The 26,708-nt window shown below is 70.6% G+C and carries 20 protein-coding genes and 3 tRNA genes; 11 read left to right on the forward strand and 12 right to left on the reverse strand.

Annotated elements, in window-relative coordinates; translation table 11 throughout:
- Positions 1-80 precede the first annotated feature (80 nt).
- Together ACIQI8_RS13770 and ACIQI8_RS13775 are read left to right on the forward strand one after the other, a co-directional pair.
- Complete coding sequence (locus ACIQI8_RS13770) at positions 81-929, forward strand: tetratricopeptide repeat protein (protein ID WP_402348725.1); 849 nt, start codon at positions 81-83, stop codon at positions 927-929.
- A 216-nt stretch (positions 930-1,145) separates the two neighbouring features.
- Positions 1,146-3,257 (forward strand): LamG-like jellyroll fold domain-containing protein, encoded by a 2,112-nt coding sequence (locus ACIQI8_RS13775; RefSeq protein ID WP_402350436.1) that lies wholly within the window; start codon positions 1,146-1,148, stop codon positions 3,255-3,257.
- A gap of 272 nt (positions 3,258-3,529) precedes the next feature.
- On the opposite strand, the gene ACIQI8_RS13780 is transcribed toward ACIQI8_RS13775, so the two are convergent.
- The 3 genes from ACIQI8_RS13780 to ACIQI8_RS13790 form a co-directional block, all read right to left on the reverse strand.
- A tRNA-Ile gene (locus tag ACIQI8_RS13780) sits at positions 3,530-3,606 on the reverse strand.
- Positions 3,607-3,782: 176 nt separating this feature from the next.
- Positions 3,783-3,858: transfer RNA gene (locus ACIQI8_RS13785), tRNA-Asn, on the reverse strand.
- A 6-nt stretch (positions 3,859-3,864) separates the two neighbouring features.
- Positions 3,865-3,937: transfer RNA gene (locus ACIQI8_RS13790), tRNA-Asn, on the reverse strand.
- A gap of 158 nt (positions 3,938-4,095) precedes the next feature.
- Here ACIQI8_RS13790 and ACIQI8_RS13795 point away from each other — a divergent pair.
- The 4 genes from ACIQI8_RS13795 to ACIQI8_RS13810 all read left to right on the forward strand — a co-directional run bounded on the left by ACIQI8_RS13795 (position 4,096) and on the right by ACIQI8_RS13810 (position 9,830).
- Positions 4,096-4,401, forward strand: coding sequence for a YtxH domain-containing protein (locus tag ACIQI8_RS13795; RefSeq protein WP_402348727.1), 306 nt, complete (start codon positions 4,096-4,098; stop codon positions 4,399-4,401).
- Positions 4,402-4,564: 163 nt separating this feature from the next.
- Complete coding sequence (locus tag ACIQI8_RS13800; RefSeq protein WP_402348730.1) at positions 4,565-6,016, forward strand: FGGY family carbohydrate kinase; 1,452 nt, start codon at positions 4,565-4,567, stop codon at positions 6,014-6,016.
- Between the two features lie 152 nt (positions 6,017-6,168).
- A complete protein-coding gene (locus tag ACIQI8_RS13805; protein ID WP_402348733.1) occupies positions 6,169-7,902 on the forward strand; it encodes an ABC transporter ATP-binding protein in 1,734 nt (577 codons plus the stop codon).
- On the forward strand, positions 7,902-9,830 hold the full coding sequence (locus tag ACIQI8_RS13810) for an ABC transporter ATP-binding protein (protein WP_402348736.1): 1,929 nt from the start codon (positions 7,902-7,904) through the stop codon (positions 9,828-9,830). Before ACIQI8_RS13805 ends, ACIQI8_RS13810 begins: the two co-directional genes overlap by 1 nt.
- 43 nt (positions 9,831-9,873) lie before the next feature.
- Here the strand turns inward: ACIQI8_RS13810 and ACIQI8_RS13815 are convergent, their stop codons facing one another.
- From ACIQI8_RS13815 to ACIQI8_RS13835, 5 genes are all read right to left on the reverse strand, one after another.
- Entirely contained in the window at positions 9,874-11,172 is a 1,299-nt protein-coding gene (locus tag ACIQI8_RS13815; RefSeq protein ID WP_402348739.1) for an RNA polymerase sigma factor, read from the reverse strand.
- A 158-nt stretch (positions 11,173-11,330) separates the two neighbouring features.
- Entirely contained in the window at positions 11,331-13,232 is a 1,902-nt protein-coding gene (gene dnaG / locus ACIQI8_RS13820) for a DNA primase (RefSeq protein ID WP_402348742.1), read from the reverse strand.
- Positions 13,233-13,261: 29 nt separating this feature from the next.
- Positions 13,262-14,527, reverse strand: coding sequence for an NAD(P)/FAD-dependent oxidoreductase (locus ACIQI8_RS13825; protein ID WP_402348745.1), 1,266 nt, complete (start codon positions 14,525-14,527; stop codon positions 13,262-13,264).
- A gap of 136 nt (positions 14,528-14,663) precedes the next feature.
- Entirely contained in the window at positions 14,664-15,947 is a 1,284-nt protein-coding gene (locus tag ACIQI8_RS13830) for a deoxyguanosinetriphosphate triphosphohydrolase (RefSeq protein ID WP_402348748.1), read from the reverse strand.
- 61 nt (positions 15,948-16,008) lie between these two features.
- Positions 16,009-16,926: a sirohydrochlorin chelatase gene (locus tag ACIQI8_RS13835; protein ID WP_402348751.1), complete on the reverse strand. Its 918-nt coding sequence runs from the start codon at positions 16,924-16,926 to the stop codon at positions 16,009-16,011.
- Between the two features lie 213 nt (positions 16,927-17,139).
- Here ACIQI8_RS13835 and ACIQI8_RS13840 point away from each other — a divergent pair, with 213 nt between their 5' ends.
- Entirely contained in the window at positions 17,140-17,856 is a 717-nt protein-coding gene (locus tag ACIQI8_RS13840; RefSeq protein ID WP_402348754.1) for a vancomycin high temperature exclusion protein, read from the forward strand.
- A gap of 72 nt (positions 17,857-17,928) precedes the next feature.
- Positions 17,929-20,037, forward strand: a complete 2,109-nt coding sequence (locus ACIQI8_RS13845) for a glycoside hydrolase family 36 protein (protein WP_402348756.1) — start codon at positions 17,929-17,931, stop codon at positions 20,035-20,037.
- On the opposite strand, the gene ACIQI8_RS13850 is transcribed toward ACIQI8_RS13845, so the two are convergent.
- The gene (locus ACIQI8_RS13850; protein WP_402348759.1) at positions 20,030-20,443 is read right to left on the reverse strand and encodes a gamma-glutamylcyclotransferase family protein; all 414 of its coding nucleotides are present in this window, start codon (positions 20,441-20,443) and stop codon (positions 20,030-20,032) included. The two genes, ACIQI8_RS13845 and ACIQI8_RS13850, sit on opposite strands and share 8 nt — an antisense overlap.
- A gap of 154 nt (positions 20,444-20,597) precedes the next feature.
- Between ACIQI8_RS13850 and ACIQI8_RS13855 the strand changes: the two genes are divergently transcribed.
- Positions 20,598-22,247 (forward strand): M4 family metallopeptidase, encoded by a 1,650-nt coding sequence (locus ACIQI8_RS13855; protein WP_402348762.1) that lies wholly within the window; start codon positions 20,598-20,600, stop codon positions 22,245-22,247.
- Between the two features lie 80 nt (positions 22,248-22,327).
- Here ACIQI8_RS13855 and ACIQI8_RS13860 read toward each other — a convergent pair whose 3' ends face one another.
- A complete protein-coding gene (locus tag ACIQI8_RS13860; protein WP_402348765.1) occupies positions 22,328-22,957 on the reverse strand; it encodes an NADPH-dependent FMN reductase in 630 nt (209 codons plus the stop codon).
- Positions 22,958-23,258: 301 nt separating this feature from the next.
- Between ACIQI8_RS13860 and ACIQI8_RS13865 the strand changes: the two genes are divergently transcribed.
- Positions 23,259-23,780: a hypothetical protein gene (locus ACIQI8_RS13865; protein WP_402348768.1), complete on the forward strand. Its 522-nt coding sequence runs from the start codon at positions 23,259-23,261 to the stop codon at positions 23,778-23,780.
- Positions 23,781-23,954: 174 nt separating this feature from the next.
- Positions 23,955-24,584, forward strand: coding sequence for a class F sortase (locus tag ACIQI8_RS13870; protein WP_402348771.1), 630 nt, complete (start codon positions 23,955-23,957; stop codon positions 24,582-24,584).
- Positions 24,585-24,633: 49 nt separating this feature from the next.
- Here ACIQI8_RS13870 and ACIQI8_RS13875 read toward each other — a convergent pair whose 3' ends face one another.
- Both ACIQI8_RS13875 and ACIQI8_RS13880 read right to left on the reverse strand, forming a co-directional pair.
- Positions 24,634-25,281 (reverse strand): LuxR C-terminal-related transcriptional regulator, encoded by a 648-nt coding sequence (locus ACIQI8_RS13875; RefSeq protein ID WP_402348774.1) that lies wholly within the window; start codon positions 25,279-25,281, stop codon positions 24,634-24,636.
- 81 nt (positions 25,282-25,362) lie between these two features.
- Positions 25,363-26,700 (reverse strand): sensor histidine kinase, encoded by a 1,338-nt coding sequence (locus tag ACIQI8_RS13880; RefSeq protein ID WP_402348777.1) that lies wholly within the window; start codon positions 26,698-26,700, stop codon positions 25,363-25,365.
- Positions 26,701-26,708: the final 8 nt, after the last annotated feature.

Below are 26,708 nucleotides of genomic sequence, written 5' to 3' on the forward strand. Positions count from 1 at the left end.
GCACGCCCCGCACCCTTTCGGGGTTTCGCACGTTTGTGCCACTCTGTGTCCTCGATCCGTGGGGCGAGGGCGGGGATGTCTTGAGCAGACGCGGTTGGTTCAGCGCTCGGAAGTGGTTCCAGCAGGGCGTCGCCCTCGCCGCGCAGGGAAAACTGGAGGAGGCGCGCGACGCGTACCTCCGGGCGGCGGAGGCGAACTCCGTCAACGCCCAGTACAACCTCGGGCTCCTCTACATCGATCTCGGCGACCGCGACAGCGCGATCCTGTGGTTCCGCCGGGCCGCCGCCGCGGGAGACGCCGGCGCCATGCACAGCCTCGCCCTGCAACTGGCCGACGGGGACAGGCAGGCGACCCGCGAGACACTGCACTGGTACACCGAGGCGTCCGCGCGCGGTCACGCGCCATCGCAGTACAACTTGGGTCTCCACTACCAGGCCACAGGTGAACTCCCCGTCGCCGAGCGCTACTTCGAACAGGCGGCGAAGCAGAAGCACCTCGACGCGGAGGTGTCCCTGGCTGGTCTGTGGCTCGCCCGGGGCCGCCGCCGGGAAGCCGAGGAGATCCTGCGCCGGGCAGCGGACAGGGAGCACCCCGGGGCGCTCAGCTTCATGGGCGATCTGGCCTGGGAGGGAGGTGACACCGTGCGGGCCGCCGGGTTCTACGTACGCTCCCACGCGGCGGGGTTCAGCGGCGCGGCGGTGAACCTGGGGCTGATGTACGAGCGTCAGCAGCGCGTGACGGAGGGCGAGGAGTGGCTCCGCAAGGCGGCCGACGCCGGGAATGCCGGCGGTATGTACGCCTTGGGCCGGCTGCTGGTCGGTCTGGACCGGGCGGACGAAGCCCTTGCCTGGTTCCGCAGGTCCGCCGATCTGGGGGACGCGCAGTCACGGCAGGCACTGCGGGTCCTCGGCGCGCGAGAAGAGGAGTAGCCCCCAAGGGTTCAGACGAACCTCAGGAAGAGCCCGAGCGCGTCGCTGCGTTCCCCGCCCCGAAGTTCACGGACCCGAACCACCGGAACCCGCTACGAGTATCAATGTCAGTGGTCTCTGTTAGCTTCAGGCGCTCGTGTGATCCACGAGCATCAAACGCTCACAGGGGAGGGCTACTTGACCAGGTTCACAAGGACAGGCAGACGCAGACGGACGGTGGTGGGGGTCTGCGCGGCGGCGCTGTTGGCCACGGCTGCCGGGACGGCGTACGCGGTGGCCAACCTGCCGCCGAATCAGCCGCTCGTCCAAGACCTCCAGTCGGGAGGCAAGGCATGCGCGACCGGTGACGACATGCCGTACGTCTCGGCGCCGCCCAGGCTCAGCGCAGTGCTGTACGACCCGGAGGAGGACAACCAGCCCTCCGAATCCAGCCCGATCCGTGGCGAGTTCGAAGCCTGGTGGACGGATTCGGCCGGAGTGGAACAGCGGCGTACCTACACCACCATCACTCTTTCCTCGGGGTCGCGCCTGAACTGGACGATGCCGAACGACATCCCGGCCAACACCGTCGTCTCCTGGCATGTCCGCGCGAACGACGGCCAGGCGACCTCCGCGTGGAGCGACGAGGGCGACGGATCGGTCTGCTCGTTCGTGTACGACGACGTGAGCCCGGAGAAGGCGACGATCACCTCTCCCGAATACCCCAACCCGGAGGACGTGTTCTGGGTGGACGGAGTGGGCGTCTACGGCCACTTCACCATGGACTCGCCTTCCGACGACGTGGTGTCGTACACGTACGACTTCCTGGGCGGCCCCTACGGCACCGTCTCCGCGGAGCGGCCGGGCGCGGCCGTGACCATTCCGTACCTGCCGCTCTCCGCGGGACCCAAGTCGCTGACGGTTCGCGCGATCGACCGGGCGGGCCGAAGCAGCGGGAGTTCGCATTACGACTTCAACGTGCAGGCCGGCCGTGCTCCCGTCGCCCGCTGGAAGCTGGACGACCCGGCGGACTCCACCTCGGCCGCCGCCGAGACCGGCACCCCCGCCCGCGCCGGGACCGGGGTGACTTTCGGCGGCCCGGCGCCCACCGGCACCACGGCCACCGCCACGGTCGCCCTCGACGGCAGCGGCCACGGCTTTCTCACCCCGGACGCCCCGGCGACCGACATCCGTAAGACCTTCGCGGTGAGCGCCTGGGTACGGCCCGCCGAAACCGGCCGGAACATGACCGTCGTCAGCCAGGATGCCGACGGGGCGCCCGGCTTCGACCTCGGGCTGCGCCACCAGGACTCCGGCCCTGTCTGGTCGTTCGCGATCGGCGGCACACAGGTGTCCGGCGGCGCCCCCGAGACCGGCGAGTGGGCCCATCTGCTGGGGCTGTACGACGCCGAGACCGGAAAGGCGCGGCTGTACATCAACGGCCACGAGGCCGGGACCGCAGCCGACGCGACTCCCGCCGAGGCGGCCGGCGCCTTCCAGATCGGGCGTGCCCTCGGTGCGGCAGGCTATGGGGACCAGTGGCACGGTGACATCGGTGACGTACGGGTTCACGACCGGGTCGTGGTGCCGAACGAGGCAGCCGAACTGGCCTACCGCAAGCCGAAGTTGCTCGGCCACTGGTCATTGGAGAACGCGACGGACGGTGTGAGCCCGGAGCAGTTGGACGGCGCACCGCTGCGGCTCGGCGCGGGGGCTTCGATCTACCGGGGCTCCGACAACTCCTGCATCCCGGAGATCGACCCGGACTGCCCCTACGTGCCGCCGCCACTCGTCGGTGACGGGCATCTGGTGCTGGACGGCGAGAGCGGGTACGCCGCTGCCGACGGGCCCGTCGTGGACACCGGGGACAGTTTCACTCTCGGCGTCGTCGTACGCCTCGCGGACTCCGAGCCCGCCCACCCGATGACCGTGCTCTCGCAGGCCGGCGAGCACACCGACGCCTTCAAAGTGCGCTACGAGCCGTCCACGTACACCTGGCAACTGGTGATGCCGGAGAGGGACGAGGCCGGAGCCCCCGAGAAGGTGGTGTCCCAGATCGTGGGCGCGGACGGAGGCGCGGGTCAAGGCCATCGCCTCGCCGTGGTCTACGACGACGCCACCGACACGATCAAGCTCTACGTCGACGGCTACACCAACGCCGAGGCGACCGCGAGCCTCCCCAACGGCTGGCACAGCACCGGCGCCGTCCAGATCGGCCGGGCCAGGTCCGCTGACGGCTGGGGCGAGTACCTGCACGGCGACGTGGACGAGGTACAGGCCTACTCCGGCGCGCTGAGGGACCGCGACGTCCTCGGCCTGGGGCGGGGTACGGATCCCTGTCTGTGCTGAGACGTCATCCGCTTGTCGATCACGGGGCCGGCCTGGTCCAAGAGGGTTCCTGATCGGGTGATCGCGTGACGGCGTATGCATGACAGCAGGGCCTCTTGGCAGTTCGGGTTGCGAATCAGACCGATCGCCAGGAGGCCCTGCCCGGGCCAGAGTGACCTCAACCAACCCTCGTGGCAACGGAGTCGAACTCGCGAGGAGCGGATTCCGCCCCGTGGACCAACGTCCTGGATCCACACCCCGGATGAGACGTTTCCGCGGATGACAGGAGTGCATGGTGGGGCGGGTGGGACTCGAACCCACGGCCGGCGGATTATGAGTCCGCTGCTCTAACCGGCTGAGCTACCGCCCCATAGCGGCGTGTCGCGCACACGTGTACGCACCGTCTGCCGCAGCATAGCCGCTCATACGATCTCCTGCTTCGGATGGTCGACTTCGCATGCCCTTGAGGACTCCGCTGTGACCTGCACGGTTCCTTCGGACATGAAAAAGGACCCCATCGGGGTCCTCGTCCACGTGGCTTCCAGGTGGCTCTCCCGACTGGACTCGAACCAGTAACCTGCCGGTTAACAGCCGGCTGCTCTGCCAATTGAGCTACGGAAGATCGAAGCTCCCCCGACTGGACTCGAACCAGTAACCTGCCGGTTAACAGCCGGCTGCTCTGCCAATTGAGCTACGGAGGAACGCCTCGTTTGCATCGAACGTAGCTACCTGGGTATTCGCCAGGGGGCGGGCGCTCGCTGCGACACATACATTAGCGCAAGCAGGGGGGTGCTCCGCCAATCGATACTCCCCGGCGCTACGCCGCACCAGAGATCCACACGAGGGAAGGGTGGCCACCATGCGCTACAAGCTCACGTTCGTCGCCGGGCTGGCGGTGGGTTACGTGCTCGGCACGCGGGCCGGGCGCGAGCGTTACGAGCAGTTGATGAAGTCGGCTCGCCAGGTCGCGCAGAACCCAGCCGTCCGCAACACCGCCGAGTCCGCCGCCCAGCAGGGCCGCCAGTTCGCGGGCAAGGCGTACCACGCGGTCAGCGAGAAGGTCGGCGACCGCGTCCCCGACTCGGTAGCCGACCGCGTCCGCTCACTCCGCGACCGCAACACCAATGGCTCAAACGGGGACGACTGGGGCACCAGCAACACTTGAGACCGACGGTGACGCAATCGCCCCTAGGGGCGCGAGGCTGTGCATATCTGCGGCTCCGCCGCGTGGGCGCGACCAGCCACAACGGCGCCGCACCTGCCCCAGAACACGCACCCCGTCGGCTCCACGGCCAAACCCAGCGGAGCGATGCGGCAGAATTTTGGCCATGGGGATAGTCGCCGGGTTGGACAGTTCGCCCGATTTCACTCGCATCGTCGTCTGCGACGCAGACACGGGAGCCGTACTCAGGCAGGGGTATGCCCCGCATCCGGTGGACGGCGCCGAGGGCACGCGGCCCTCCGACATCGATCCACAGGCGTGGCTGCTGTCCCTCGGTGAGGCCGCCGGCGGCGGGCTGCTCGAAGGCGTGCAGGCCATCGGCGTGTCCGCCCAGCAGAACGCCGTGGTCCCGCTGGACTCGCAGGGCAACACCGTCAGACCCGCGATGGTCGGCGGCGACAAGCGGGCGCAGGTCGCGGCGGCCGATCTGATCGACGCGCTCGGCGGACGCCAGGCATGGGCGCAGGCCGTCGGCTCCGTGCCGCAGGCCGCACACCCGGTGACGAAGCTGCGCTGGCTGAACAAGACCGAACCGGACAACGCCCTGCGCACCGCCGTCCTCATGCAGGCGCACGACTGGCTCGTATGGCAGTTGCTGGGGCGCCCGGTGCGCCGTACCACCGATCGTGGCGGGGCCTCCGGGACCGGGTACTGGTCGGCGGCCACCGGCGGGTACCGGCCCGATCTGGTCGAGCTGGCGCTCGGTCACCAGGCCATGCTGCCCGAGGTGATCGGGCCGGCGGAGGCGGCCGGTACGACGCCGGAGGGGCTGTTGATCTCGGCCGGGACCGGCGAGACCATGGCCGCCGCCTTCGGGCTCGGGATCGGGCTCGGGGACGCCGTCGTGTCGCTCGGGGCCTCCGGGTCCGTGATGGCCGTGCACGGTGAGGCGCTGGTCGATCAGAGCGGGATGATCACCTCGCTGGCCGACGCGACCGGCATGCACCTGCCGGTCGTCACCACGCTGAACGCCGTGCGGGCCCTGCGCGGGACCGCCGAGCTGCTCGGGCTGCCCGATCTGGAGAGCCTGTCCGAGCTGGCGATGAAGTCGACGCCCGGTTCGCACGGGCTCGTGCTGCTGCCCTATCTGGAGGGCGAGCGGACGCCGAACCTGCCGCACACAGCCGGAACACTGACCGGTCTGCGCCGTGAATCTATGCGTGCAGAACACCTCGCGCGGGCCGCCTTCGAGGGCATGCTGTGCGGGCTCGCCGACGCGCTGGACGTGCTGCGCGGACGGGGTGTCGACGTACGGCGGATCTTCCTGCTGGGGGCGGCGGCCGAGCTGCCGGCCGTGCAGGCCGCGGCGCCGTCGCTGTTCGGCGCGCAGGTCGTCGTACCGCAGCCCGCCGACTACGCGGCGCTCGGTGCCGCCCGGCAGGCCGCCTGGGCGCTCGGGGTCACGCAGGGCACGCTCGACCGGCGCAACCCGCCGCTGTGGCAGGGCGCGGCGGCGCAGGTGCTCGATCCCGGCGAGGATCTGGCCGTGGGGCAGGCCGTGCGCCAGCAGTACATGTCGGTCCGCGAGCAGACGCACCCGAACGCCTTCCGCTCATGACTTCACGAGTCGGCAAAGGACACCGCCCATAAGGCGGTAAAGCGCCCTGCTGTCGGCTTAATCGGTTGAGGTAACGCGGGTGGAGTGTTCGACGATAGGAGCCTGGGGCACAAAGTCCGCCCCGCCTCACCCGCCGATCCGAGAGACGTAGCGTGCTCATACGACTTCTGCGGACCTATCTCAGGCCCTACAGGAAACCCATCGCCCTGCTGGTGCTGCTGCAGTTCCTGCAGACCTGCGCCACCCTCTACCTGCCCACTCTGAACGCGCACATCATCGACAACGGCGTCGTCAAGGGTGACACCGGGTACATCCTCTCCTTCGGCGCCCTGATGATCGGCATCTCGCTGGTGCAGGTCGTGTGCAACATCGGGGCCGTGTACTACGGCGCCCGGACCGCGTCGGCGCTCGGCCGGGACATCCGGGCGGCCGTCTTCGACCGGGTGCAGTCCTTCTCCGCCCGCGAGGTGGGCCACTTCGGCGCGCCCTCGCTGATCACCCGTACGACGAACGACGTGCAGCAGGTCCAGATGCTGGCCCTGATGACGTTCACGCTGATGGTGTCGGCGCCGATCATGTGCGTGGGCGGCATCGTGCTGGCGCTCGGCCTGGACGTACCGCTGTCCGGGGTGCTGATCGCGGTCGTGCCTACGCTGACCATCTGCGTGACCTTGATCGTGCGGCGGCTGCGGCCGCTGTTCCGGGCGATGCAGACCCGCCTGGACACGGTGAACCGGGTGCTGCGCGAGCAGATCACCGGCAACCGTGTGATCAGGGCCTTCGTGCGCGACGAGTACGAGAAGGACCGGTTCAGGAAGGCCAACACCGACCTGACCGAGATGCAGCTGAAGACGGGCAACCTGCTCGCGCTGATGTTCCCGGTGGTCATGACCACGGTGAACCTGTCGTCGATCGCGGTGGTCTGGTTCGGCGCGCATCGCATCGACAGCGGCGGGATGCAGATCGGCGACCTGACCGCGTTCCTCGCCTATCTGATGCAGATCGTCATGTCCGTGATGATGGCCACCTTCATGTTCATGATGGTGCCGCGCGCGGAGGTCTGCGCCGAGCGCATCGAGGAGGTGCTCGACACGGAGTCCAGTGTCGTGCCACCCCTCGCGCCCGTCACCGAACTGCGCCGGCACGGCCATCTGGAGATCCGCGGGGTCGGCTTCTGCTATCCGGGGGCCGAGGAACCCGTGCTGAAGTCCGTCGACCTGGTGGCCCGGCCGGGTGAGACGACCGCCGTCATCGGCTCGACCGGCAGCGGAAAGTCCACCCTTCTGAGTCTGATCCCCCGGCTGGTTGACGCGACCGACGGCCAGGTCCTCGTCGACGGTGTCGACGTGGCGACGCTCGACCCGGTGCTGCTGGCCAAGACGGTCAGCCTGGTGCCGCAGCGGCCGTACCTGTTCGCGGGCACGGTCGCCACCAACCTGCGCTACGGCAATCCCGACGCCACCGACGAGGAGCTGTGGCACGCGCTGGAGGTGGCGCAGGCCAAGGGTTTCGTCGAGGGACTCGAAAACGGGCTCGACTCCCCCATCGCACAGGGCGGCACGAACGTCTCCGGCGGTCAGCGCCAGCGGCTCGCGATCGCCCGTACGCTCGTCCAGCGCCCGGAGATCTACCTCTTCGACGACTCCTTCTCGGCCCTGGACTACGCCACCGACGCGAACCTGCGCGCGGCGCTGTCCCAGGAGACCGCCGAGGCGACCGTCGTGATCGTCGCCCAGCGGGTGGCGACCATCCGGGACGCCGACCGGATCGTGGTCCTCGACGAGGGCCGCGTCGTCGGGACCGGCCGCCATCACGAGCTGATGGCCGACAACGAGACCTACCGGGAGATCGTCCTCTCCCAGCTCACGGAAGCGGAGGCTGCCTGATGGCCGGGCCGATGGGGCGGATGATGGCCGGGGGCGGCCCCGATTCGCGCTCGATGGATTTCAAGGTGTCGGGCAAACGCCTGATCGCCCAGTTCAAACCCGAACGGCTCACCATCTACGCGCTGTTGACCTGTGTCGTCATCAGCGTCGGGCTGAACGTGATCGGTCCGAAGATCCTCGGCGAGGCGACCGACCTGGTCTTCGCCGGGATCATCGGCCGGGAGATGCCGGCCGGGGAGACCAAGGCGCAGGTCCTCGCCTCGATGCGGGAGCGCGGCCAGGGCACGGTCGCCGACATGCTCCGCTCGACCGACTTCACCCCGGGCCAGGGCATCGACTTCGACGCCGTAGGCCGGGTGCTGCTGCTCGCGCTCTGTACGTTCCTGGTGGCCGGGCTGCTGATGGCGGTGGCGACCCGGCTGGTCAACCGGGCCGTCAACCGGACGATGTACCGGCTGCGCGAGGACGTCCAGGCGAAGCTGTCGCGGCTGCCGCTGTCGTACTTCGACAAGCGTCAGCGCGGTGAGGTGCTGAGCCGGGCGACCAACGACATCGACAACATCGGGCAGACCCTCCAGCAGTCGATGGGCCAGCTCATCAACTCGGTGCTCACGATCATCGGCGTACTCGCGGTGATGTTCTGGGTGTCGTGGCTGCTGGCGCTGGTGGCGCTCGTGACGGTGCCGCTGTCGTTCCTGATCGCGACCCGGATCGGCAAGCGCTCGCAGCCGCACTTCGTGCAGCAGTGGCGCACCACGGGCAAGCTCAACGCCCACGTCGAGGAGATGTACACCGGGCACACCCTGGTGAAAGTCTTCGGGCGGCAGGACGAGTCGGCGCAGCAGTTCGCCGAGCAGAACGACGCGCTGTACGAGGCCGGGTTCAAGGCGCAGTTCAACAGCGGTGTCATGCAGCCGCTGATGATGTTCGTGTCGAACCTCAACTACGTGCTGGTGGCGGTGGTCGGCGGTCTTCGGGTCGCGTCCGGCGCGCTGTCCATCGGTGACGTGCAGGCCTTCATCCAGTACTCGCGCCAGTTCTCGATGCCGCTGACGCAGGTCGCGTCGATGGCGAACCTGGTGCAGTCGGGCGTCGCCTCGGCGGAGCGGATCTTCGAACTCCTCGACGCGGAGGAGCAGGAAGCCGATCCGATGCCGGGCGCCAGGCCGACGGAGCTGCGCGGACGGGTCGCCCTTGAGCACGTGTCGTTCCGCTACGACCCCGACAAGCCGCTCATCGACGACCTCTCGCTCAAGGTCGAGCCCGGCCACACGGTCGCGATCGTCGGCCCGACCGGCGCCGGCAAGACCACGCTGGTCAACCTCCTCATGCGGTTCTACGAGGTCTCCGGCGGCCGCATCACCCTCGACGGCGTGGACATCGCGACGATGTCCCGGGACGACCTGCGCGCCGGCATCGGCATGGTGCTGCAGGACACCTGGCTGTTCGGCGGCACGATCGCGGAGAACATCGCGTACGGGTCCGCCCGCGAGGTCACGCGGGGCGAGATCGAGGAGGCGGCACGGGCGGCCCACGCGGACCGGTTCGTGCGTACGTTGCCCGACGGCTACGACACCGTGATCGACGACGAGGGCACGGGTGTCAGCGCCGGTGAGAAGCAACTGATCACCATCGCGCGGGCGTTCCTGTCCGACCCGACGATCCTGGTCCTGGACGAGGCGACGTCGTCGGTCGACACCCGCACCGAGGTGTTGATCCAGAAGGCGATGGCCAAACTGGCCCACGGCCGTACGTCGTTCGTGATCGCGCATCGGCTCTCCACGATCCGGGACGCGGACACGATCCTCGTCATGGAGAACGGCGCGATCGTCGAACAGGGCGCGCACGCCGATCTGTTGGCGGCGGACGGGGCGTATGCGCGGCTGTACAAGGCGCAGTTCGCGCAGGCGGTGGCGGAGGTGGACTGAGCAGTATCCCGGTGTCAGGGTGCCGCGCGGCGGCACCCTGACCTCAGTCCAGGTATCCCCTCAACTGGTCGGCGAACGCGTGGTCGCGGAGCTTGTTGAGGGTCTTGGACTCGATCTGCCTGATCCGCTCCCGCGTGACCCCGAAGATCCGCCCGATCTCCTCCAACGTCCGCGGCCGACCGTCGACCAGCCCGTACCGCAGCTGAACCACCTTCCGCTCCCGCTCCCCCAGCGTCGAAAGCACCGCCTCCAGGTGCTCCCTGAGCAGCAGGAACGCGGCCGACTCGACGGGGGACGCCGCGTCGCCGTCCTCGATCAGGTCACCGAGGGCGACGTCGTCCTCCTCACCCACCGGCGCGTGCAACGACACCGGCTCCTGAGCGAGCCGCAGCACCTCGCTGACGCGCTCGGGCGCGAGGTCGAGGTGGTCGGCCACCTCTTCCGGCGTCGGCTCGTAGCCGCGCTCCTGGAGCATCCGGCGCTGGACGCGGACGACCCGGTTGATGAGTTCGACGACGTGGACGGGGACGCGGATGGTGCGGGCCTGGTCGGCGAGGGCGCGGGACATGGCCTGACGGATCCACCAGGTGGCGTACGTCGAGAACTTGTAGCCGCGGGCGTAGTCGAACTTCTCGACCGCCCTGATCAGGCCCAGGTTTCCCTCCTGGACGAGGTCGAGCATGGTCAGTCCGCGGCCGACGTAGCGCTTGGCGACGGAGACGACGAGCCGGAGGTTGGCCTCGATGAGGCGGCGCTTGGCCATCCGGCCCAGGACGACCAACCGATCCAGGTCCAGGGCGAGTTGACTGTCCAGGTCGACCGCGGTGCTGAGCCTCTCCTCGGCGAACAGCCCGGCCTCGACCCGGCGCGCGAGGTCGACCTCCTCGGCCGCGGTGAGCAGGGAGATCCGGCCGATCTCCCGCAGGTACTGGCGGAACAGGTCCGAGGACGGTCCGCTGGTGTCGGCGCGGCTGCTGCGGGGCGGCTCGGGCGCTTCGACGGGTTCGGCGGCCTCCGGGCTCTCCAGTACCTCGGCGGGCGGCTCGGCGGGTTCCGCGGCCTCGGTCTCGGGGTGGTGCGCGACACGCGTCTGCGGGGGGACGGCGACGAGTACGTCGGTCTCCGCGTCCGGCTCTGTGCCGTCTGTGCTCTCGGTCTGTGTGAGGGTCTGGGTCTGCACGGGGGCGACCTCCAGGATGATCGCTGCCAGGGGGTACGGCAGCGGTTCTTCGGGGGCGGAGTCGACGGCCTCGCCGTTGTCCGTCCCGTACTCGATGAGCGGAACCGCGGGGGTCTGGGACCCGTATGGGACGGATCGGCCGCGCTCCGAGGACTCAGGCACCGGAACCCAGTGTGGAGTACGACACATCGCCGCCACGAGGGGCGTGCGGTGACTTTTTGAGTCCGGTCCGTGACCGGGTGGTTACCCTCGCGGGAAACTCGGAAGCCTGTGTCCGCTCTGATCTGCCACGATTCGCGCGCCGACGCACCCGAACCGTCCTAGAGGGCGCCGGCCCCCTTCTCCCGTAGCGCCTGGTCGTACTGCTGCAGGACCCACAGCTCGTTCTGTACGGCGGCCAGCTGGGCGGGGTCGCCGCCGGCGGAGAGGCGGGCCATCTGGGACTGGATGTCGCGGATCCGGCGTTCGACGGCTCGGCGGCGGACCCAGACGAGCTGTTCGCCCGCGTAGTTCTCGTCGACCGTGCGGCGCATGATCGCCTCGACGGCCAGCTCCGTCACCATCGCGCGGACGGCGTCGTCGGGGGCGGCCTCGCGGACGCGGACCAGGTACTCCTGCCCGTCCTGCATGCCGTACTCGGCGCCGCCCGCGTCCATGATGGCCTGGCGGACGGCCGCGTAGGGGACGGCGGTGAACTCGTCGATGCCGTACGCGTCGAAGGCCGGGGAGACCAGCTCGGGGCGTTGCAGGGCGAGTTTGAGGAGTTCGCGTTCGGTCGCGTAGACCGGGTTGCGGAGGTTGAGGGCCGGGCCGCCGGGGGCGGCGGCGCGGGGGGCCGACTCGTAGGGCTGCCGGCCGCGTGCCGGCGCCGGGCCCTGGCCGCCGCGGTCGCGGGCCCAACGGGCCAGCTGGGCGACCCGCTTGACGACGAACTGGGTGTCGAGGATGCCGAGCATGCCGGCGAGCTGGACGGCGACCTCGTGCTGGGCACCGCTGTTCTTGATGCGGGCGACGATGGGGGCGGCCTCGTCCAGGGCGGCGGCGCGGCCCGCGGGGGTGTCGAGGTCGTAGCGGACGACGATCTGGCGCAGCGCGAACTCGAAGAGCGGGGTGCGGGGTTCGACCAGGTCGGCGACCGCCTCGTCGCCCTTGGCCAGGCGCAGTTCGCAGGGGTCCATGTTGTCCGGCGCGATCGCGATGTACGTCTCGGCGGCGAACTTCTGGTCGTCCTCGAAGGCGCGCAGGGCCGCCTTCTGGCCGGCCGCGTCGCCGTCGAAGGTGAAGATCACGCGCGCGCTGCCGTTGTCCATCAGGAGCCGGCGCAGGATCTTGATGTGGTCGGTGCCGAAGGCCGTGCCGCAGGTCGCGATGGCGGTGGTGACGCCGGCCAGGTGGCAGGCCATGACGTCCGTGTAGCCCTCGACGACGACCGCGCGGGACACCTTGGCGATGTCCTTCTTGGCGAGGTCGATGCCGTAGAGGACCTGGGACTTCTTGTAGATCGCGGTGTCGGGCGTGTTGAGGTACTTCGGGCCGTTGTCCGACTCGTAGAGCTTGCGGGCGCCGAAGCCGACGACCTCGCCGCCGATGTCGCGGATCGGCCACATCAGGCGGCCGCGGAAACGGTCGATGGGTCCGCGGCGGCCCTCCTGGGCGAGGCCGGACAGGAGGATCTCCTTGTCGGTGAAGCCCTTGCCGCGCAGGAAGCGGGTGAGGTGGTCCCAGCCCTGGGGGCTGTAGCCGACGGAGAAGTGCTGGGCGGCGGCCTGGTCGAAGCCGCGCTCGGCGAGGAAGGTGCGGCCGGCGTCCGCCTCCGGGCTGGTGGCCAGCTGTTCCATGTACCAGTCGGCGGCGATCTTGTGGGCCTCGACCAGGCGGATGCGCTCGCCGCGCTGGTGGGAGGGGTTGTAGCCACCCTCCTCGTAGCGCAGGGTGATGCCGGCCTGGCCGGCGAGGCGCTCGACCGCCTCGGAGAAGGAGAGGTGGTCGACCTTCATCACGAACGTGATGGTGTCGCCGCCCTCCTGGCAGCCGAAGCAGTGGAAGAGACCCTTGCTCGGGCTGACCTGGAAGGACGGCGACTTCTCGTCGTGGAAGGGGCAGAGACCTTTCAGGTTTCCGCCGCCCGCGTTGCGCAGCTGGAGGTACTCGGACACCACGGCGTCGATCGGGACCGCGTCCCGAACCGCCTTCACGTCCTCGTCGTTGATCCGTCCTGCCACGCGTGAATTCTAAGGGGGCGGACTGACACTTACGGGACCAGGCTTTCGAGCGGAACGTGCGGGTCCGCCAACGACTCGGTGTTCACCTGGGTCTTCGAGCGGATCAGCTGCTGGATCGGGTCTGTGACGTCCCACACGTTCACGTTCATCCCGGCCAGCACGCGGCCCTCCTTGACCCAGAACGCGATGAACTCACGCTTCCCGGCGTCCCCCCGGATCACCACTTCGTCGTAGGAGCCCGGGGGCGCCCAGCCGGAGTACTCCATGCCGAGGTCGTACTGGTCGGAGAAGAAATAGGGCACGCGGTCGTAGGTGACGTCACGGCCGAGCATCGCGCGGGCCGCCGCCGGGCCGCCGTTGAGGGCGTTGGCCCAGTGCTCGACACGCAGGGTGGTGTCGAACAGGGCGTGGTGGAAGGCGGCCACGTCGCCGGCCGCGTGGATGTCGGGGTCGGAGGTACGCAGCTGTTCGTCGACCGCGATGCCGCCGCCGTGCGCGCGGTCGGTGATCTCCAGGCCCGCCGCCTCCGCGAGGCCGATGCGCGGGGCCGCGCCGATCGCGGCGAGCACGTCGTGCGCGGGGTGCTCCTCGCCGTCGTCCGTCCGGGCCGCCAGGACCATGCCGTCCTGGCCGACGATCTCGGTGAGGCGCGCGCCGAAGTGGAAGCGCACCCCGTGCTCGCGGTGCAGTTCGGCGAAGAGGTTGCCCAGTTCGGGGCCGAGCACGCCGTGCAGCGGGGTCGGCCCGGGCTCGATGACGGTGACCTCGGCGCCGTACTCCCGGGCCGCCGCGGCGACTTCCAGGCCGATCCAGCCGGCGCCGGCGATCACGAGGTGGCCGTTGTCGCGGCCGAGGGCGGCCAGGACGCCCTTGAGGCGCTCGGCGTGCGCGAGGCGGCGCAGGTGGTGCACGCCGGCCAGGTCGGTGCCCGGAATGTCGAGGCGGCGGGGCTCGGCGCCGGTGGCCAGCAGCAGCTTGTCGTAGCGCACGAGTGTGCCGTCGCCGCCGAAGCGGACCGTCTTGGCGGTGCGGTCGATGGCTTCGACGGTCTCGCCGAGGTGCAGCTCGATGTCGTTCTGCGCGTACCACGCGGGCTCGTGCACGAAGACGCTGTCGCGCTCCTCCTTGCCCAGCAGATAGCCCTTGGAGAGCGCGGGGCGCTCGTAGGGGTGGTCGCGTTCGTCGCAGATCAGTATCACCCGGCCGGTGAAGCCCTCCGCTCGGAGCGTCTCGGCCGCCTTCGCGCCGGCGAGCCCGCCTCCGACGATGACGAATGTCTGATCCGCGTCGACCACTTGATGCCTCCTCGTAACGGTGCCGCCACATGCGAGCGTCCCGCACGGAGTGTGATGGGGGAAGAGGGAGTGGCCCGATCAGGCCACGGAGGGTCACAATCGGGCGCGTTTCACGTCACTCTGTTTCGTCTCAGTCTCACTGGTGCCCCGTCAGACGCGCGTGAAGCGAGCGCGCCGAGGCGTCGGTCAGGGAGGCGATCTGGTCCACGATCACCCGTTTGCGGGCTCGGTCGTCGGAGGCCCGGTCGAACAGGGCGCGGAACTGCGGGTCCAGGCCGTCGGGGGCGCGCGCGGTGAGCGCCTGCGCCAGTTCGGCGACCACGATCCGCTGATCGGCCCGCAGCCGCTCCTGCTCGGCCCGCTGCATCACGTACCGGTCGGCGACCGCCTTGAGGACCGCGCACTCCAGCCGCGTCCGGTGGGGTACGACGAGTTCGGCGCCGTATCTCGTCAGCCGCCCGGTGCCGTACGCCGCGCGCGTGGCGGCCTCGGCGGCCGTGCAGAAGCGGCCGATGAGCTGGCTGGTGGCGTCCTTGAGGCGGGCCTGCGCGACCGCCGAGCCGTCGTAGCCGTGCGGCCACCACTCCTCGTCCTGGAGCCGGTCGAGGGCGGCGGCGAGCTCGGCGGGGTCGGTGTCCGGGGGCACGTAGCGGCCGACGGCGACCGCGAAGACCGCCTGCCGCTCGGGCTCCGCGTGCAGGCAGTTGGGGTCGATGTGGCCCGCGTGGAGCCCGTCCTCGACGTCGTGCACCGAGTACGCCACGTCGTCCGCCCAGTCCATGACCTGGGCCTCGAACGTGATCCGGGTGCCCGGGGCGTCCTTGCGGACCCAGTCGAAGACGGGCCGGTCGTCCTCGTAGACACCGAACTTGGGCGACTTGGGGTCGTCGGGGCGGGCGCCGCGCGGCCAGGGGTACTTGGTCGCCGCGTCCAGGGTGGCGCGGGTGAGGTTGAGCCCGACGGAGCCCTCCGGGGTGAACCTCTTGGGTTCGATGCGGGTGAGCAGGCGCAGGGACTGGGCGTTGCCCTCGAAGCCGCCGCAGTCGTCGGCAAACTCGTTCAGCGCCTGTTCGCCGTTGTGACCGAACGGGGGGTGGCCGAGGTCGTGGGAGAGACAGGCGGCCTCGACGAGGTCGGGGTCGCAGCCGAGGGCCGCGCCCAGTTCTCGGCCCACCTGGGCGCACTCCAGGGAGTGGGTGAGGCGGGTGCGGGGGCTGGCGTCCCAGGCGGACGCGTTGCGCTCGCCGGGCGTGACGACCTGGGTCTTGCCGGCGAGTCTTCTCAGGGCCGAGGAGTGCAGTACGCGTGCGCGGTCGCGTTGGAAGGCGGTTCGGCCTTGGCGTTTGTCGGGCTCTGCGGCCCAGCGGGCGACTGACGTCGGGTCGTAGCCGGGGGGTGGGGTGTGGTTGTTGCCTTCCATGACTCGACAGTAAGCGGAGGCAGTGACAAATGGGGTGCGCCTTTTCGTCCGCCGGGTGCGGTTATATGGCGAGTGCGGGTTGTTCGTGGCTGGTCGCGCAGTTCCCCGCGCCCCTGAGGTTGGCCACCGAGGCCTGCGTCGACAGGGTCTGGTCGTAGCGGTGGAGCAGGAGGTCGGCCATCGCGGGGTGGGTGCCCAGGGGGGCCGACGCGATCCAAGGAGCCCTCTCCGCGCACTCTCTCGCGAAGCGGCCCGGGGCCGTGAAGTACGAGGCCACGGCCACTCGGTGGCGGCCCTGGGCGGCCAGCGTCGCCAGAGCATCCGGGATCGTCGGGGCCGCGGTGCTCGCATAGGCGGGCAGGACGGGAACGCCCAGACGCTCGGCCAGGAGGGTGGCCGTGTGGTTCGTGTCCGTCTGGGAGTCCGGGTCGCGGGAACCCGCGGCGGCGAGGATCACGGCGCTCTGTCGGCGGGTGGTCGTGTCCATGCGCATGCGCCAGCCCGCCTCGACCAGGCGGGCCTGGAGGGCGTCCACCAGGAGGGGATGGGGGCCGAGCGGCGCGGCCACGCGCGTGCGTGCCTGTGCTTGCGCGGCCATCTCGGGGATGTCCCGCTTGACGTGGTAGCCGCGGCTGAGGAGGAGCGGGACCAGGACCGTCCGCGCGGTGCCGAGGGCGGCGAGGGTGTCGGGGAGCGAGGGCTCGTTCAGTTCGATGTGGCCGAGGTGGACGGGCAGGCCCGGGCGCTGGGCGCGGACGCGGTCCAGGAGCGTGCGTACGGTGCTCAGCGCGCGTGGGTCGCGGCTGCCGTGGGCCACGACGACGAGGGCCGGGACCGGGGGGCGGGGGCGCCGGCTGCCGTCGAGGGCGACGAGGCTGAGCTGGCTGGCGAGTTGGCTGCCGATCCGGTTCATGAGGTGCGCCGTACTGTCGAGGTGGGCGGTCGTGGACTCGTCGCGGTGCAGGTTCGACGGCGTCATGGACCGATGGTGGCGGTACGAGGTTGCCTCCCCGTTGCGCCGGAATGACGCGTCTTTTCGGGCGGTTCACGGTGGGGTGCAGGGGGTGTGTGAGGTGCCGTGACCTGCAGTTTCACTTCCGGTAGTGAACCTGGTCACGTGTCGGGGGCCGAACCGTACGGGCTGACAGGACGTCTCTGAGTGTCGAGCGACCGACCGGAAAGGGGCCGTCCGATGCGTCGACCGAGGCTGCGGGCATGGAAGCCGCGCGCACCGAGGCCGCGCCGGCCGCGACTGCCACGCACGCGTGCAGGACAACGGCGGCTGGTGCAGGCCGTGATGGCCGGGTGCGTGCTGGCGTTGCTGCCGTCGACCTGGATGTACGTCGTGACGGGCGACCGGCTGCGCACGATCGCGGACGTGCCCCGCACCGAGGTCGCGGTCGTCTTCGGCGCCGGCCTGTGGGACGGCGAGCCGTCGCCGTACCTCGCCAACCGCCTCGACGCGGCGGCGAAGCTGTACCGCGCGGGCCGCATCGAGGTCGTCCTCGTCACCGGCGACAACAGCCGCGAGGACTACGACGAGCCCGACGCCATGCGGACCTACCTCACGGAGCACGGCGTGCCCGATGCACGGATCGTCAGCGACTACGCCGGCTTCGACACCTGGGACTCCTGCGTCCGCGCCAAGAAGATCTTCGGTGTGGACAAGGCCGTACTGATCAGCCAGGGCTTCCACATCCGGCGCGCGGTCGCGCTCTGCCAGGCGGCAGGCGTGACGTCGTACGGCGTCGGCGTGGACGCCAAGCATGACGTGACCTGGTACTACGGCGGTACCCGGGAGATCCTCGCGGCGGGGAAGGCGGCGCTGGACGCGGTGTTCGAGCCGGATCCGCGGTTCCTCGGGCCGAAGGAGGCGGGGGTGAACCGGGCGTTGGCCGATGCCCGTTGAGGCGACGGACACGGCAGAGGAGGTCGGGGCCGGACTGGGGGCGGCGCGCGGGTCGACTCTAGGCTCGGCGGGGTGAGCGATCACGAGTTCGGTTACCGCTGGGGCCATTCCGCGCTCATCCTCGACCTCGACTTCGGTGGTGGTTCCGGCGAGTTGCTGCGGGTGTCCCGGCCCGGTGACCCGACGCCTCCCGTGACGGGTCTGCCGCTCGTCGACGTGACCCTCATGGGCGCGGGTACCGGCTGGTCGGGGCCGCGTTTCAGGGGTACGGCATTGGGCGGCGCGCGGCTGCGGTATCGCGCGCATCGGGCGACGTACGGCGACGGTTGGCATCACCTGACCGTCGAACTGGGCGATCCGCAGAGCGGGTTGAGGGTGTTCGCCGAGTACGCGTCGCCGGACGGGGTGGCGGTGCTGCGCTCGCGGGTGCGGGTGCGCAATGAGGGCGACGCGGCGGTGACGGTCCGTTCCGTCGGCAGTCTGCTGCTCGGCGGGCTGCCGTCCCCGGACGTGCTGGACGCGCACCGGGCCCGCAACGACTGGCTCGCCGAATGCCGTTGGTACGCCGAGCCGTTGCGGGCGTCGGTGCCGGACATCGGGCGAGAGGTGCACGAGCACGACTCACGGGCCGCCCTGCGGCTGACCGGGCGGGGCAGCTGGCCGACCGACGGCCATCTGGCGATGGGCGCACTCACCGACCGTACGGACGGGCGGTGTTGGCTGTGGCAGGTGGAGTCGGCGGCCGGCTGGGTGTGGGACGCGGGCGAGGCGCCGGCCGGGCGCACGTACGTGGGGCTGAGCGGTCCGACGTACGACGAGCACGGCTGGAGTCAAGTGCTGGACCCGGGTGCGGAGTTCGCGTCGGAGTACGCGGCGCTCGCGTTGGGGGACGGGTTCGACGGGGCGGTGGGGGCGCTCACGGAGTACCGGCGCCGGGTGCGCCGACCGCATCCGGATCACGACCGGCTCCCGGTCGTCTTCAACGACTACATGAACACCCTGATGGGCGACCCGACCACCGAGAAGCTGCTCCCGCTGATCGACGCGGCGGCCTCGGCGGGCGCGGAGTACTTCTGCGTGGACGCCGGTTGGTACGACGACTCGGGCGACGGTGGTTGGTGGGACAGCGTGGGGGCCTGGCAGCCGTCGGGGCGGCGCTTTCCCGGGGGCATCCAGGAGGTGCTGGAGCGGATCCGGGAGCGTGGGATGGTGCCGGGGGTGTGGCTGGAGCCGGAGGTGGTGGGGGTACGGAGTCCCGTAGCGGGGGTAGGGAGTCCCGTGGCGGGGGCGGGCTTGGAGGCAGGGGCGGGGGCGTTGCCGGATGACGCGTTCCTGCATCACGCCGACGGCAGCCGTGTCACCGAACAGGGCCGTCACCAGCTGGACTTGACCCACCCGGCAGCCCGGGCCCACCTGGACGCCGCCGTCGACCGGATCGTCGGCGAGTGGGGAGTGGGCTATCTGAAGCTGGACTACAACATCACGACGTCGGCGCCGGGGCTGCTCGATCACACGCGGGCGTGGCGGGCCTGGTTGGCGTCCGTCCTGGACCGGTACCCGTCCCTGGTCGTCGAGAACTGCGCGTCCGGCGGCATGCGCATGGACGGCGCGTCCCTCTCCGTCACCCAGCTCCAGTCGACCTCCGACCAGCAGGACCCGGTCCGCTACCCGCCCATCGCGGCGGCGGCACCGACGGTCGTGCCGCCGGAGCAGGGGGCTGTGTGGGCGTATCCACAACCGTCCTTCCCGGACGCGGAGATCGGCTTCACGCTCGGCACGGCGATGCTTGGGCGGGTCCATCTGTCCGGCCATCTGGACCACATGACGGAGCGTCAACTGTTGCTGGTGCGGGAGGCAGTGGCGACCTACAAGGCGATTCGGGGCGATCTGCGTACGTCGGTGCCGTTCTGGCCGCTGGGGCTGCCGGGCTGGACGGACGGGTGGATCGCCCTGGGATTGCGGGCGCCGGTCGAAGGGGCGACGTACGTATCCGTGTGGCGTCGGGGCGGCGATGAGGTCGAAATGGCGCTACCGGTAGCGCACTTGGCGGGGCGAGCTGGCGTCCGGGGCGAGGTTCTGCACGCGACCGACGCCGGGGTGACCGTGACATGGGACGAGGGGTCGGGCCTCCGGGTGACGATGACGACGGCACCGGCGATGGCGCTGATCCGGCTCACCTGATCCGCCAGTCCCCGCTTTCGATCAACTTGCCGTGGGTGCGGAGGTTTTCGGCGATTGGTGGTGCGGCGACGTACACCCAGGCCAGGACCCCGCCCCCGTCCCCCTCCTCGCACCGCACCTCCCGGGCCACACGCTCGTACAGGTTGCTCGGGTCGCCCGGCGCGTACTCCTCCAAGCGGTCCAGGGCGGCGAGCAGTTCCTCGTAGTGGCCGGGGAGGGCGGTCACCAACTCCCCGTGCACGAGACCGCCCGGTTCCGCCACGGCGTACGGGTAGCCGGGGCCGTCGTAGAGCACCGCGCCGGCCAGGCGGGCGGGGGTGTCGGAGCGGGTGCGGCCGCGCAGGAACAGGTCGTGGTTGACCTCGCCGGGGCGGAGCGTGCCGTAGACGAAGAACGGGAGGGTCACAGAAAGATTCTCTCTCCCCACGCACTTCCTCACATTCTTCCTCGGACGCGGTATGGACATGACATCTCCGGGCTTCTTAAATCTTGGTCAGCACCAGCGCGCACCTCCCCCACACGCGCCCGTTGGCGCCTTCCCGAGGAGACCAATGAGCCCGATGAGCCCGATTCGCCAGCACGTCCGAGGTTCCCGTCGTCTCGCCGCCGCCGGAGTCGCGGTCACCACCGCCACTCTGCTGGCCGCCACGCTCTCCCCCGCCGCCGAAGCGGCCGGCAGACCGACCAGGGCCGCCGCGATCGACAACGCCGTGTCCGCGCTCGTCGCGCACGCGTCGGCGCTCGGACTCGACTCGACGCAGAGCACGTCGGTCCGGGACGTGATCGTCGACAAGGACGGCACGCAGCACGTCCGATACGACCGTACCTACCGCGAACTCCCGGTCCTGGGCGGCGACTTCGTGGTCCACCTGGCGCCGGACGGGACGTACCGCAGCGCGAACCGGGCGACCAAGAGCCGAATATCCCTGGCCTCGATCACCCCCTCCGTGTCGGCCCCGAAGGCCGCCGACCTCGCGACGAACGCCCTGCGGGCCGCGAACCTGGGCGAGGCGCTGAAGAAGCTGACGGCCAAGCCCCAACTGGTGGTCGACGCCCTGCACGGCACTCCGAAGCTGGCCTGGCGGACCAATGTGGTCGCGCAGGACTCACTCGGCAACCCCGTCGCCCGTACGGTGATCACGGACGCGCGCAGCGGGGCGCAGATCGACGCCTGGGACAGCATCGAGACGGCGAGCGGGGACGGGCAGTCGCTGTACGGCGGGACGGTGCCGCTGGAGACGACGGTGTCCGGATCGACGTACCAGCTCAAGGACCCGACGCGCGGGAACACGTACACCGGGGACGCGGCCAACAAGACCGACCTGTGCATCTTCGGCATCTGCATCAGCCGGGCGCCGTCCACGGTCTTCACCGACGCGGACAACCACTGGGGCACGGGGGCGACTTCGGACCGCGCGTCGGCGGCGGTGGACGCGCAGTACGGGACCAACGAGACCTGGGACTACTACAAGAACGTCCACGGCCGGAACGGCATCGCGGGCGACGGCAAGGGCTCGTACAACCGGGTCCACTACGGCAACGCCTACAACAACGCGTTCTGGGACGACAGTTGCTTCTGCATGACGTACGGCGACGGTGACGGGACGACGTTCGGGCCGCTGGTGGCGCTGGACGTGGCCGGCCACGAGATGACGCATGGCGTCACCTCCAAGACCGCCGCGCTGACGTACTCGGGCGAGTCCGGCGGTCTGAACGAGGCCACGTCCGACATCCTCGGGACGATGGTCGAGTGGTACGCCAACAACCCCTCCGACAAGGGCGACTACCTGATCGGCGAGAGGATCGTCCGCTCCGGCTTCGGCAAGGCGGCGCTGCGCTTCATAGACAAGCCGTCGAAGGACGGCAACTCGGCTGACTCCTGGAGCAGTTCGGTCGGCAACCTCGACGTCCACTACTCCTCGGGCGTCGCGAACCACTTCGCGTACCTCCTGTCGGAGGGCAGCGGCGCGAAGACCATCAACGGCGTCGACTACAACTCCCCGACCTCCAACGGCTCCACCCTCACGGGCATCGGCCACGACAAGGTCGGCGCGATCTGGTACCGCGCGCTGACGGTCTACATGACGTCCTCTACGAACTACGCGGGCGCCCGGACGGCGACGCTGAACGCGGCCAGGGACCTTTACGGGACGGGGAGTTCGGAGTATGCGGCTGTGGGGGCGGCTTGGAGCGCGGTGAACGTGAACTGAGATCGCGTACGTGACGAAGGCCGGTGCCTCCCCACGTGGGCACCGGCCTTCTCGCATTCCTCGCGGTCGAGCGGCCCGCGCTACCCGGGGTACGGCCGCACCCCCCGCCCCTCCCTCAATGCCCGCCCCCACCACACCAGTTGATCCAGCATCACCCTGGCCGCCGCGTCCGGGCCCGACGGGTCCTTGAGGCGGCCCTCGTCGAAGGACGTGCCCGCGTTGTGGAAGGAGACGGTGTCGCGGATCGTCACGGCGTGGAGTTCGGCGAAGACCTGGCGGAGGTGCTCGGCGGCGCGCAGGCCGCCCGCGAGGCCGCCGTAGGAGACGAGGGCGACCGGCTTGGCGCGCCACTCGGTGTAGTGCCAGTCGATGAGGTTCTTGAGGCCGGCCGGGAAGGAGTGGTTGTACTCGGGGGTGAGGACGACGAACGCGTCGGCGGCGGCCAGCTTCGGGGTGACCGAGGACTGGGCGGCGAGCGCCTCGGCGCTGGGTTCGAAGGTCGTGGGCAGGTCGGCCTCGGCCACGTCCACGACCTCGGGGTTCAGGTCGTCGTGGTCGCGCATGCGGTCGAGGAGCCAGTCGGCGACGACGGGGCCGAAGCGGCCGTGGCGGTTGCTGCCGAGGACCAGGGTGACGGCGAGCGGGGAGGCGTCGGCGGCGGGGTGGGTGAGCCGGGGCTCGGTGACGGATCGCGCTTGTGTGGTCTGCATGCGCCGAGCCTCGTACCTCAATCATTGTTGAGGTCAAGCGGGTGCGGTCGTGGAGGTGGTGACGCGTCGGGTCACCCGTTCACACGCGCGCTCTGCGCCCTTCGGGTTCTCTTCCGTCCCGCGCCCGCGCTACGTCGGTGACCTGCTGAAATACCGGTCGATCTGGCCCGGCTTCCACCACTCCGCCACCCATTCACCGCATTTCTGACACACCCTCAGGAAGCGCGCCGGGCCCGCTGGCACTTACCTCGGAAGGGCAGGGGACACCGACAAGGCTCTGAAGAAGCTCTAGGGAGCACCGATGCGACGTACCGCCCGTCTGCTGACCGGTACCGCGCTCGCCGTCGCGGCCGCCGGCCTCGTCGCCGCGCCGGCCCACGGTGCCGACGGCGGCAGCCTGGAGGTGTACCCCTCCTCGGTCGTGCCGGGCGATCAGGTCACCGTCAACACAGCGGCCTGCGGCGAGGGCGGTACGGCGGCCGGTGACGCCAGCGCGGTGGGCGCCGGTGCCTTCACGCTGGCGCCGAGTACCCATGAGGGCGACGCGATCGGGCAGTTCAGGGTGCCGCCGAGCGCGCAGCAGGGGACGTACGAGATCGTCGCGGAGTGTGCCGAGGGCGGACGGCACGTCTCGGGCGACCTGGTGGTCACGCTGACCCCGGTCCGCGGGCAGGTGCACCCGAGAGGAAGCGTCAAGACGGGGGTCGGTGGCGCTCTTGGCCCCGATCCCGTGCAGACCGCGGCCGGCGTGGCGGCTCTCGCCGTCGCCGCCGCGGGCGGTACCTGGCTCCTGCATCGCCGGGCGAGAGGCGACGGGATCTGACGGACACCCTCCGCTGTCCGTTCGCCGGTACCGCAAGTCCCTCCCCCTCCGGGTCCGACGCCCCTCGCGGCCCGGAGGGGGGCCGGGGTCCCCAGGCCGAAGGCCGCTCCAGCAAGCAGCAGGCAGCAGGTCGCCCCTCCGGCAGGAGGCCGCTCCACCGGGCAGGAGGCTCGCGTGCGCAAGCTCAGCAACGCCCTCATAGGGTCCGTCACCGTGGTCGCGCTCTGCACGGGCGCGTGGCTGCTCGGCAGCGGCACGGACACCCACGCGCCGCCGCAGCCGTCGGCCGCGCAGGCCCACACCGCCCGCACCGGTCAGCAGGGCGAACGGCCCGCCGCCCCCGCGCTGCCGCCCTCGCCGCCCGACCGCATCCGCATCCCCTCGATCCGCGTGGACGCCCCCCTCATGGGCCTGGCCCTCACCCCGACCGGCAGCCTCGACGTACCGCCCGCCGCGAAACCGAATCTCGCCGGCTGGTACGAGGCGGGCACCGCCCCCGGTGAGCGCGGCACGGCCATCGTCGCCGGCCATGTCGACAACGCCGACGGCCCCGCCGTCTTCTACGACCTCGGCGCCCTGAAGAAGGGCGGCAGCATCGAGGTGGACCGGCGGGACGGCGGCGTGGCCGTGTTCACGGTGGACGCGGTGGAGGTCTACGAGGCCAAGAACTTCCCTGACGAGAAGGTGTACGGCGCCACCGCGCGCCCCGAGCTTCGGGTCATCACCTGCGGGGGCGGTTACTCGCGGAGTACGGGCTACCAGGGCAACGTGGTCGTCTTCGCGCACCTCACGGGCAGCCGCTGACGGTCGCCGTCAGCCGTCGAGAGCAGTCGCTCATCGCCCGGGCCCGCTGTCAGGACGTGCTCTCCAGATACCGCAGCACCGCCAGCACCCGCCGATGCCCCGTGTCCGACGGCGGCAGATCCAGCTTGGTGAAGATGTTGGCGACGTGCTTTTCCACGGCGCGTTCGGAGACCGTGAGGGCCGCGGCGACGGCGTGGTTGGTGCGGCCCTCCGCCATCAGGGAGAGGACCTGGCGCTCGCGCGGGGTGAGGGTGTCCAGGGCCGTGGTGCGGCGGCTCGCGCCGAAGAGCTGGGCGACGACCTCGGGGTCCAGCGCGGTGCCGCCGGCCTTGATGCGCTCCAGGGCGTCGACGAATTCCCCGATGTCGGCGACCCGTTCCTTGAGGAGGTAGCCGAACCCGGCCGGGTTCGCGAGCAGTTGGGTCGCGTGCGCCGTCTCCACGTACTGGGAGAACAGGAGAACTCCCGTGCCGGGGCGTTCCGTTCGGATGCGCACGGCCGCGCGTACGCCCTCGTCGGTCTGGGTCGGGGGCAGGCGGATGTCGACGACGGCGACGTCGGGGGCGTGTTCGGAGATGGCGACGAGAAGGGTCTCGGCGTCCCCGACGGCCGCGGCCACCTCGACCCCGCGCAGCTCCAGCAACTGCGCCAGCCCGTCCCGCAGCAGGGCCGAGTCCTCGGCGATGACGACGCGCATTCCACTCCCGTCATAGGGGCGGCCCGGCCCGGGTGGCCGCCCGACGCACCTGGCCGACCCGGTTCACCCGGTTCACCCGGTTCACATGGGCAGTTCGACGGTGACCACCGTAGGCCCTCCGGGCGGGCTGTCGCAGGTCAGCGTGCCGTCCACGGTACGGACCCGGGCGAGCAGGCCGGTGAGTCCGGACCCGGCGCCGATCACCGCGCCGCCCCGGCCGTCGTCGGTGACGCGCAGGCGCAGCAGTCCGTCCCGGCCGGTGACGGTGACGTCGACCGCGTCCGCGTGGCTGTGCTTGGCGGCGTTGGTGAGGAGTTCGGCGGCGCAGAAGTAGGCGATGGACTCGACGGCGGGGGTGGGGCGGGCCGGGATGTCGGTGGTGAGCGCGGCGGGAAGGGCGCTGTCGGCCACGAGGCCGGCGAGGGCCGCCGGGAGGCCCTGGTCGAGGACGGGGGGATGGATGCCCTTGACCAGATGGCGCAGGTCGGCGATGGCCTGGGCGGCGTTGCCCTGCGCGGTGTCGACGACGGTGAGGATCCGGTCGGGGGCCGCGTCGGCGCTGATCAGTTCGCGGATGATGGTGAGGTGCATGGCGAGGCCGACCAGGCGGGCCTGGGTGCCGTCGTGCAGGTCGCGTTCGATGCGGCGCACGGTCGCGGCGGCGTCGTCGACGGCCTGGGCGCGGGTCTCCTCCAGGGTGCGGATGCGGCGGTCGGCGGCGTCGGTGCCGAGCAGCGCGGTCAACAGCGCTCGGTGGGGTGTGAGCGCGTGTCGCAGGAGGTGCGGGGCGACGGCGAGCAGCAGCAGACCGAGTGTGAACGGGATCAACCAGCGCGGCCAGCTGTCGACCTGGTAACCGAAGAACTCCAGCGATACGTGGGTCACGGTGCCGTCGGGGTGGTGGACGGTGTTGTAGTTCAGGTGGCTCAGGACCGGGTGGAGTGTGAGCAGGACGCCGTAGACGTATCCGATGACGACGGCGACGTACGCCAGAACGCCTGTGAACGGAGTCAACAGGGCGCAGCCCACCGCCCGCCACCCCGACCGCTCCCCCAGCAGCGCCCGCCGCCACGCGAACACCCCACCGCCCCGCGCCACCGGCGGCTCCTCGATCTCCACCCCGAGCAGCCGCCGGGCCAGCCCCCGCTGCAGCGCCCCCAGCGCCAGCGCGCCCCGCACGGTCCCGGCCACCAGCCACAGCCCCAGCGTGGTCACCGACAGCACCCCGCCCACCGCGAGCCCGAACAGCGTCAGGACGAAGCCGACCAGCGCGAGCGGGAAGGCGATGACGCCGTAGAGGACGGCGGCCAGGGCGCGGGGGCCGAAGGTGGCGGCGGCGAGGGAGACGAGGGTGCGGGGACGGAGAGCGCGGGGACTGAAGGGGCGGAGGGAGCGGACGCGGTCGTGGAGGCGGTTCACAGCGTTCA

Origin of the sequence: Streptomyces sp. NPDC092369 (assembly GCF_044755245.1) — a bacterium.
In the GTDB taxonomy this organism is placed as follows: Bacteria; Actinomycetota; Actinomycetes; order Streptomycetales; family Streptomycetaceae; genus Streptomyces.

Coding starts and splice junctions, on each gene's coding strand:
- ACIQI8_RS13795 (WP_402348727.1), top strand. CDS start 4,096: ATGCGCTACAAGCTCACGTTCGTCGCCGGGCTGGCGGTGGGTTACGTG.
- ACIQI8_RS13800 (WP_402348730.1), top strand. CDS start 4,565: ATGGGGATAGTCGCCGGGTTGGACAGTTCGCCCGATTTCACTCGCATC.
- ACIQI8_RS13810 (WP_402348736.1), top strand. CDS start 7,902: ATGGCCGGGCCGATGGGGCGGATGATGGCCGGGGGCGGCCCCGATTCG.
- ACIQI8_RS13830 (WP_402348748.1), bottom strand. CDS start 15,947: ATGGAAGGCAACAACCACACCCCACCCCCCGGCTACGACCCGACGTCA.
- ACIQI8_RS13835 (WP_402348751.1), bottom strand. CDS start 16,926: ATGACGCCGTCGAACCTGCACCGCGACGAGTCCACGACCGCCCACCTC.
- ACIQI8_RS13840 (WP_402348754.1), top strand. CDS start 17,140: ATGCGTCGACCGAGGCTGCGGGCATGGAAGCCGCGCGCACCGAGGCCG.
- ACIQI8_RS13855 (WP_402348762.1), top strand. CDS start 20,598: ATGAGCCCGATTCGCCAGCACGTCCGAGGTTCCCGTCGTCTCGCCGCC.
- ACIQI8_RS13860 (WP_402348765.1), bottom strand. CDS start 22,957: ATGCAGACCACACAAGCGCGATCCGTCACCGAGCCCCGGCTCACCCAC.
- ACIQI8_RS13865 (WP_402348768.1), top strand. CDS start 23,259: ATGCGACGTACCGCCCGTCTGCTGACCGGTACCGCGCTCGCCGTCGCG.
- ACIQI8_RS13875 (WP_402348774.1), bottom strand. CDS start 25,281: ATGCGCGTCGTCATCGCCGAGGACTCGGCCCTGCTGCGGGACGGGCTG.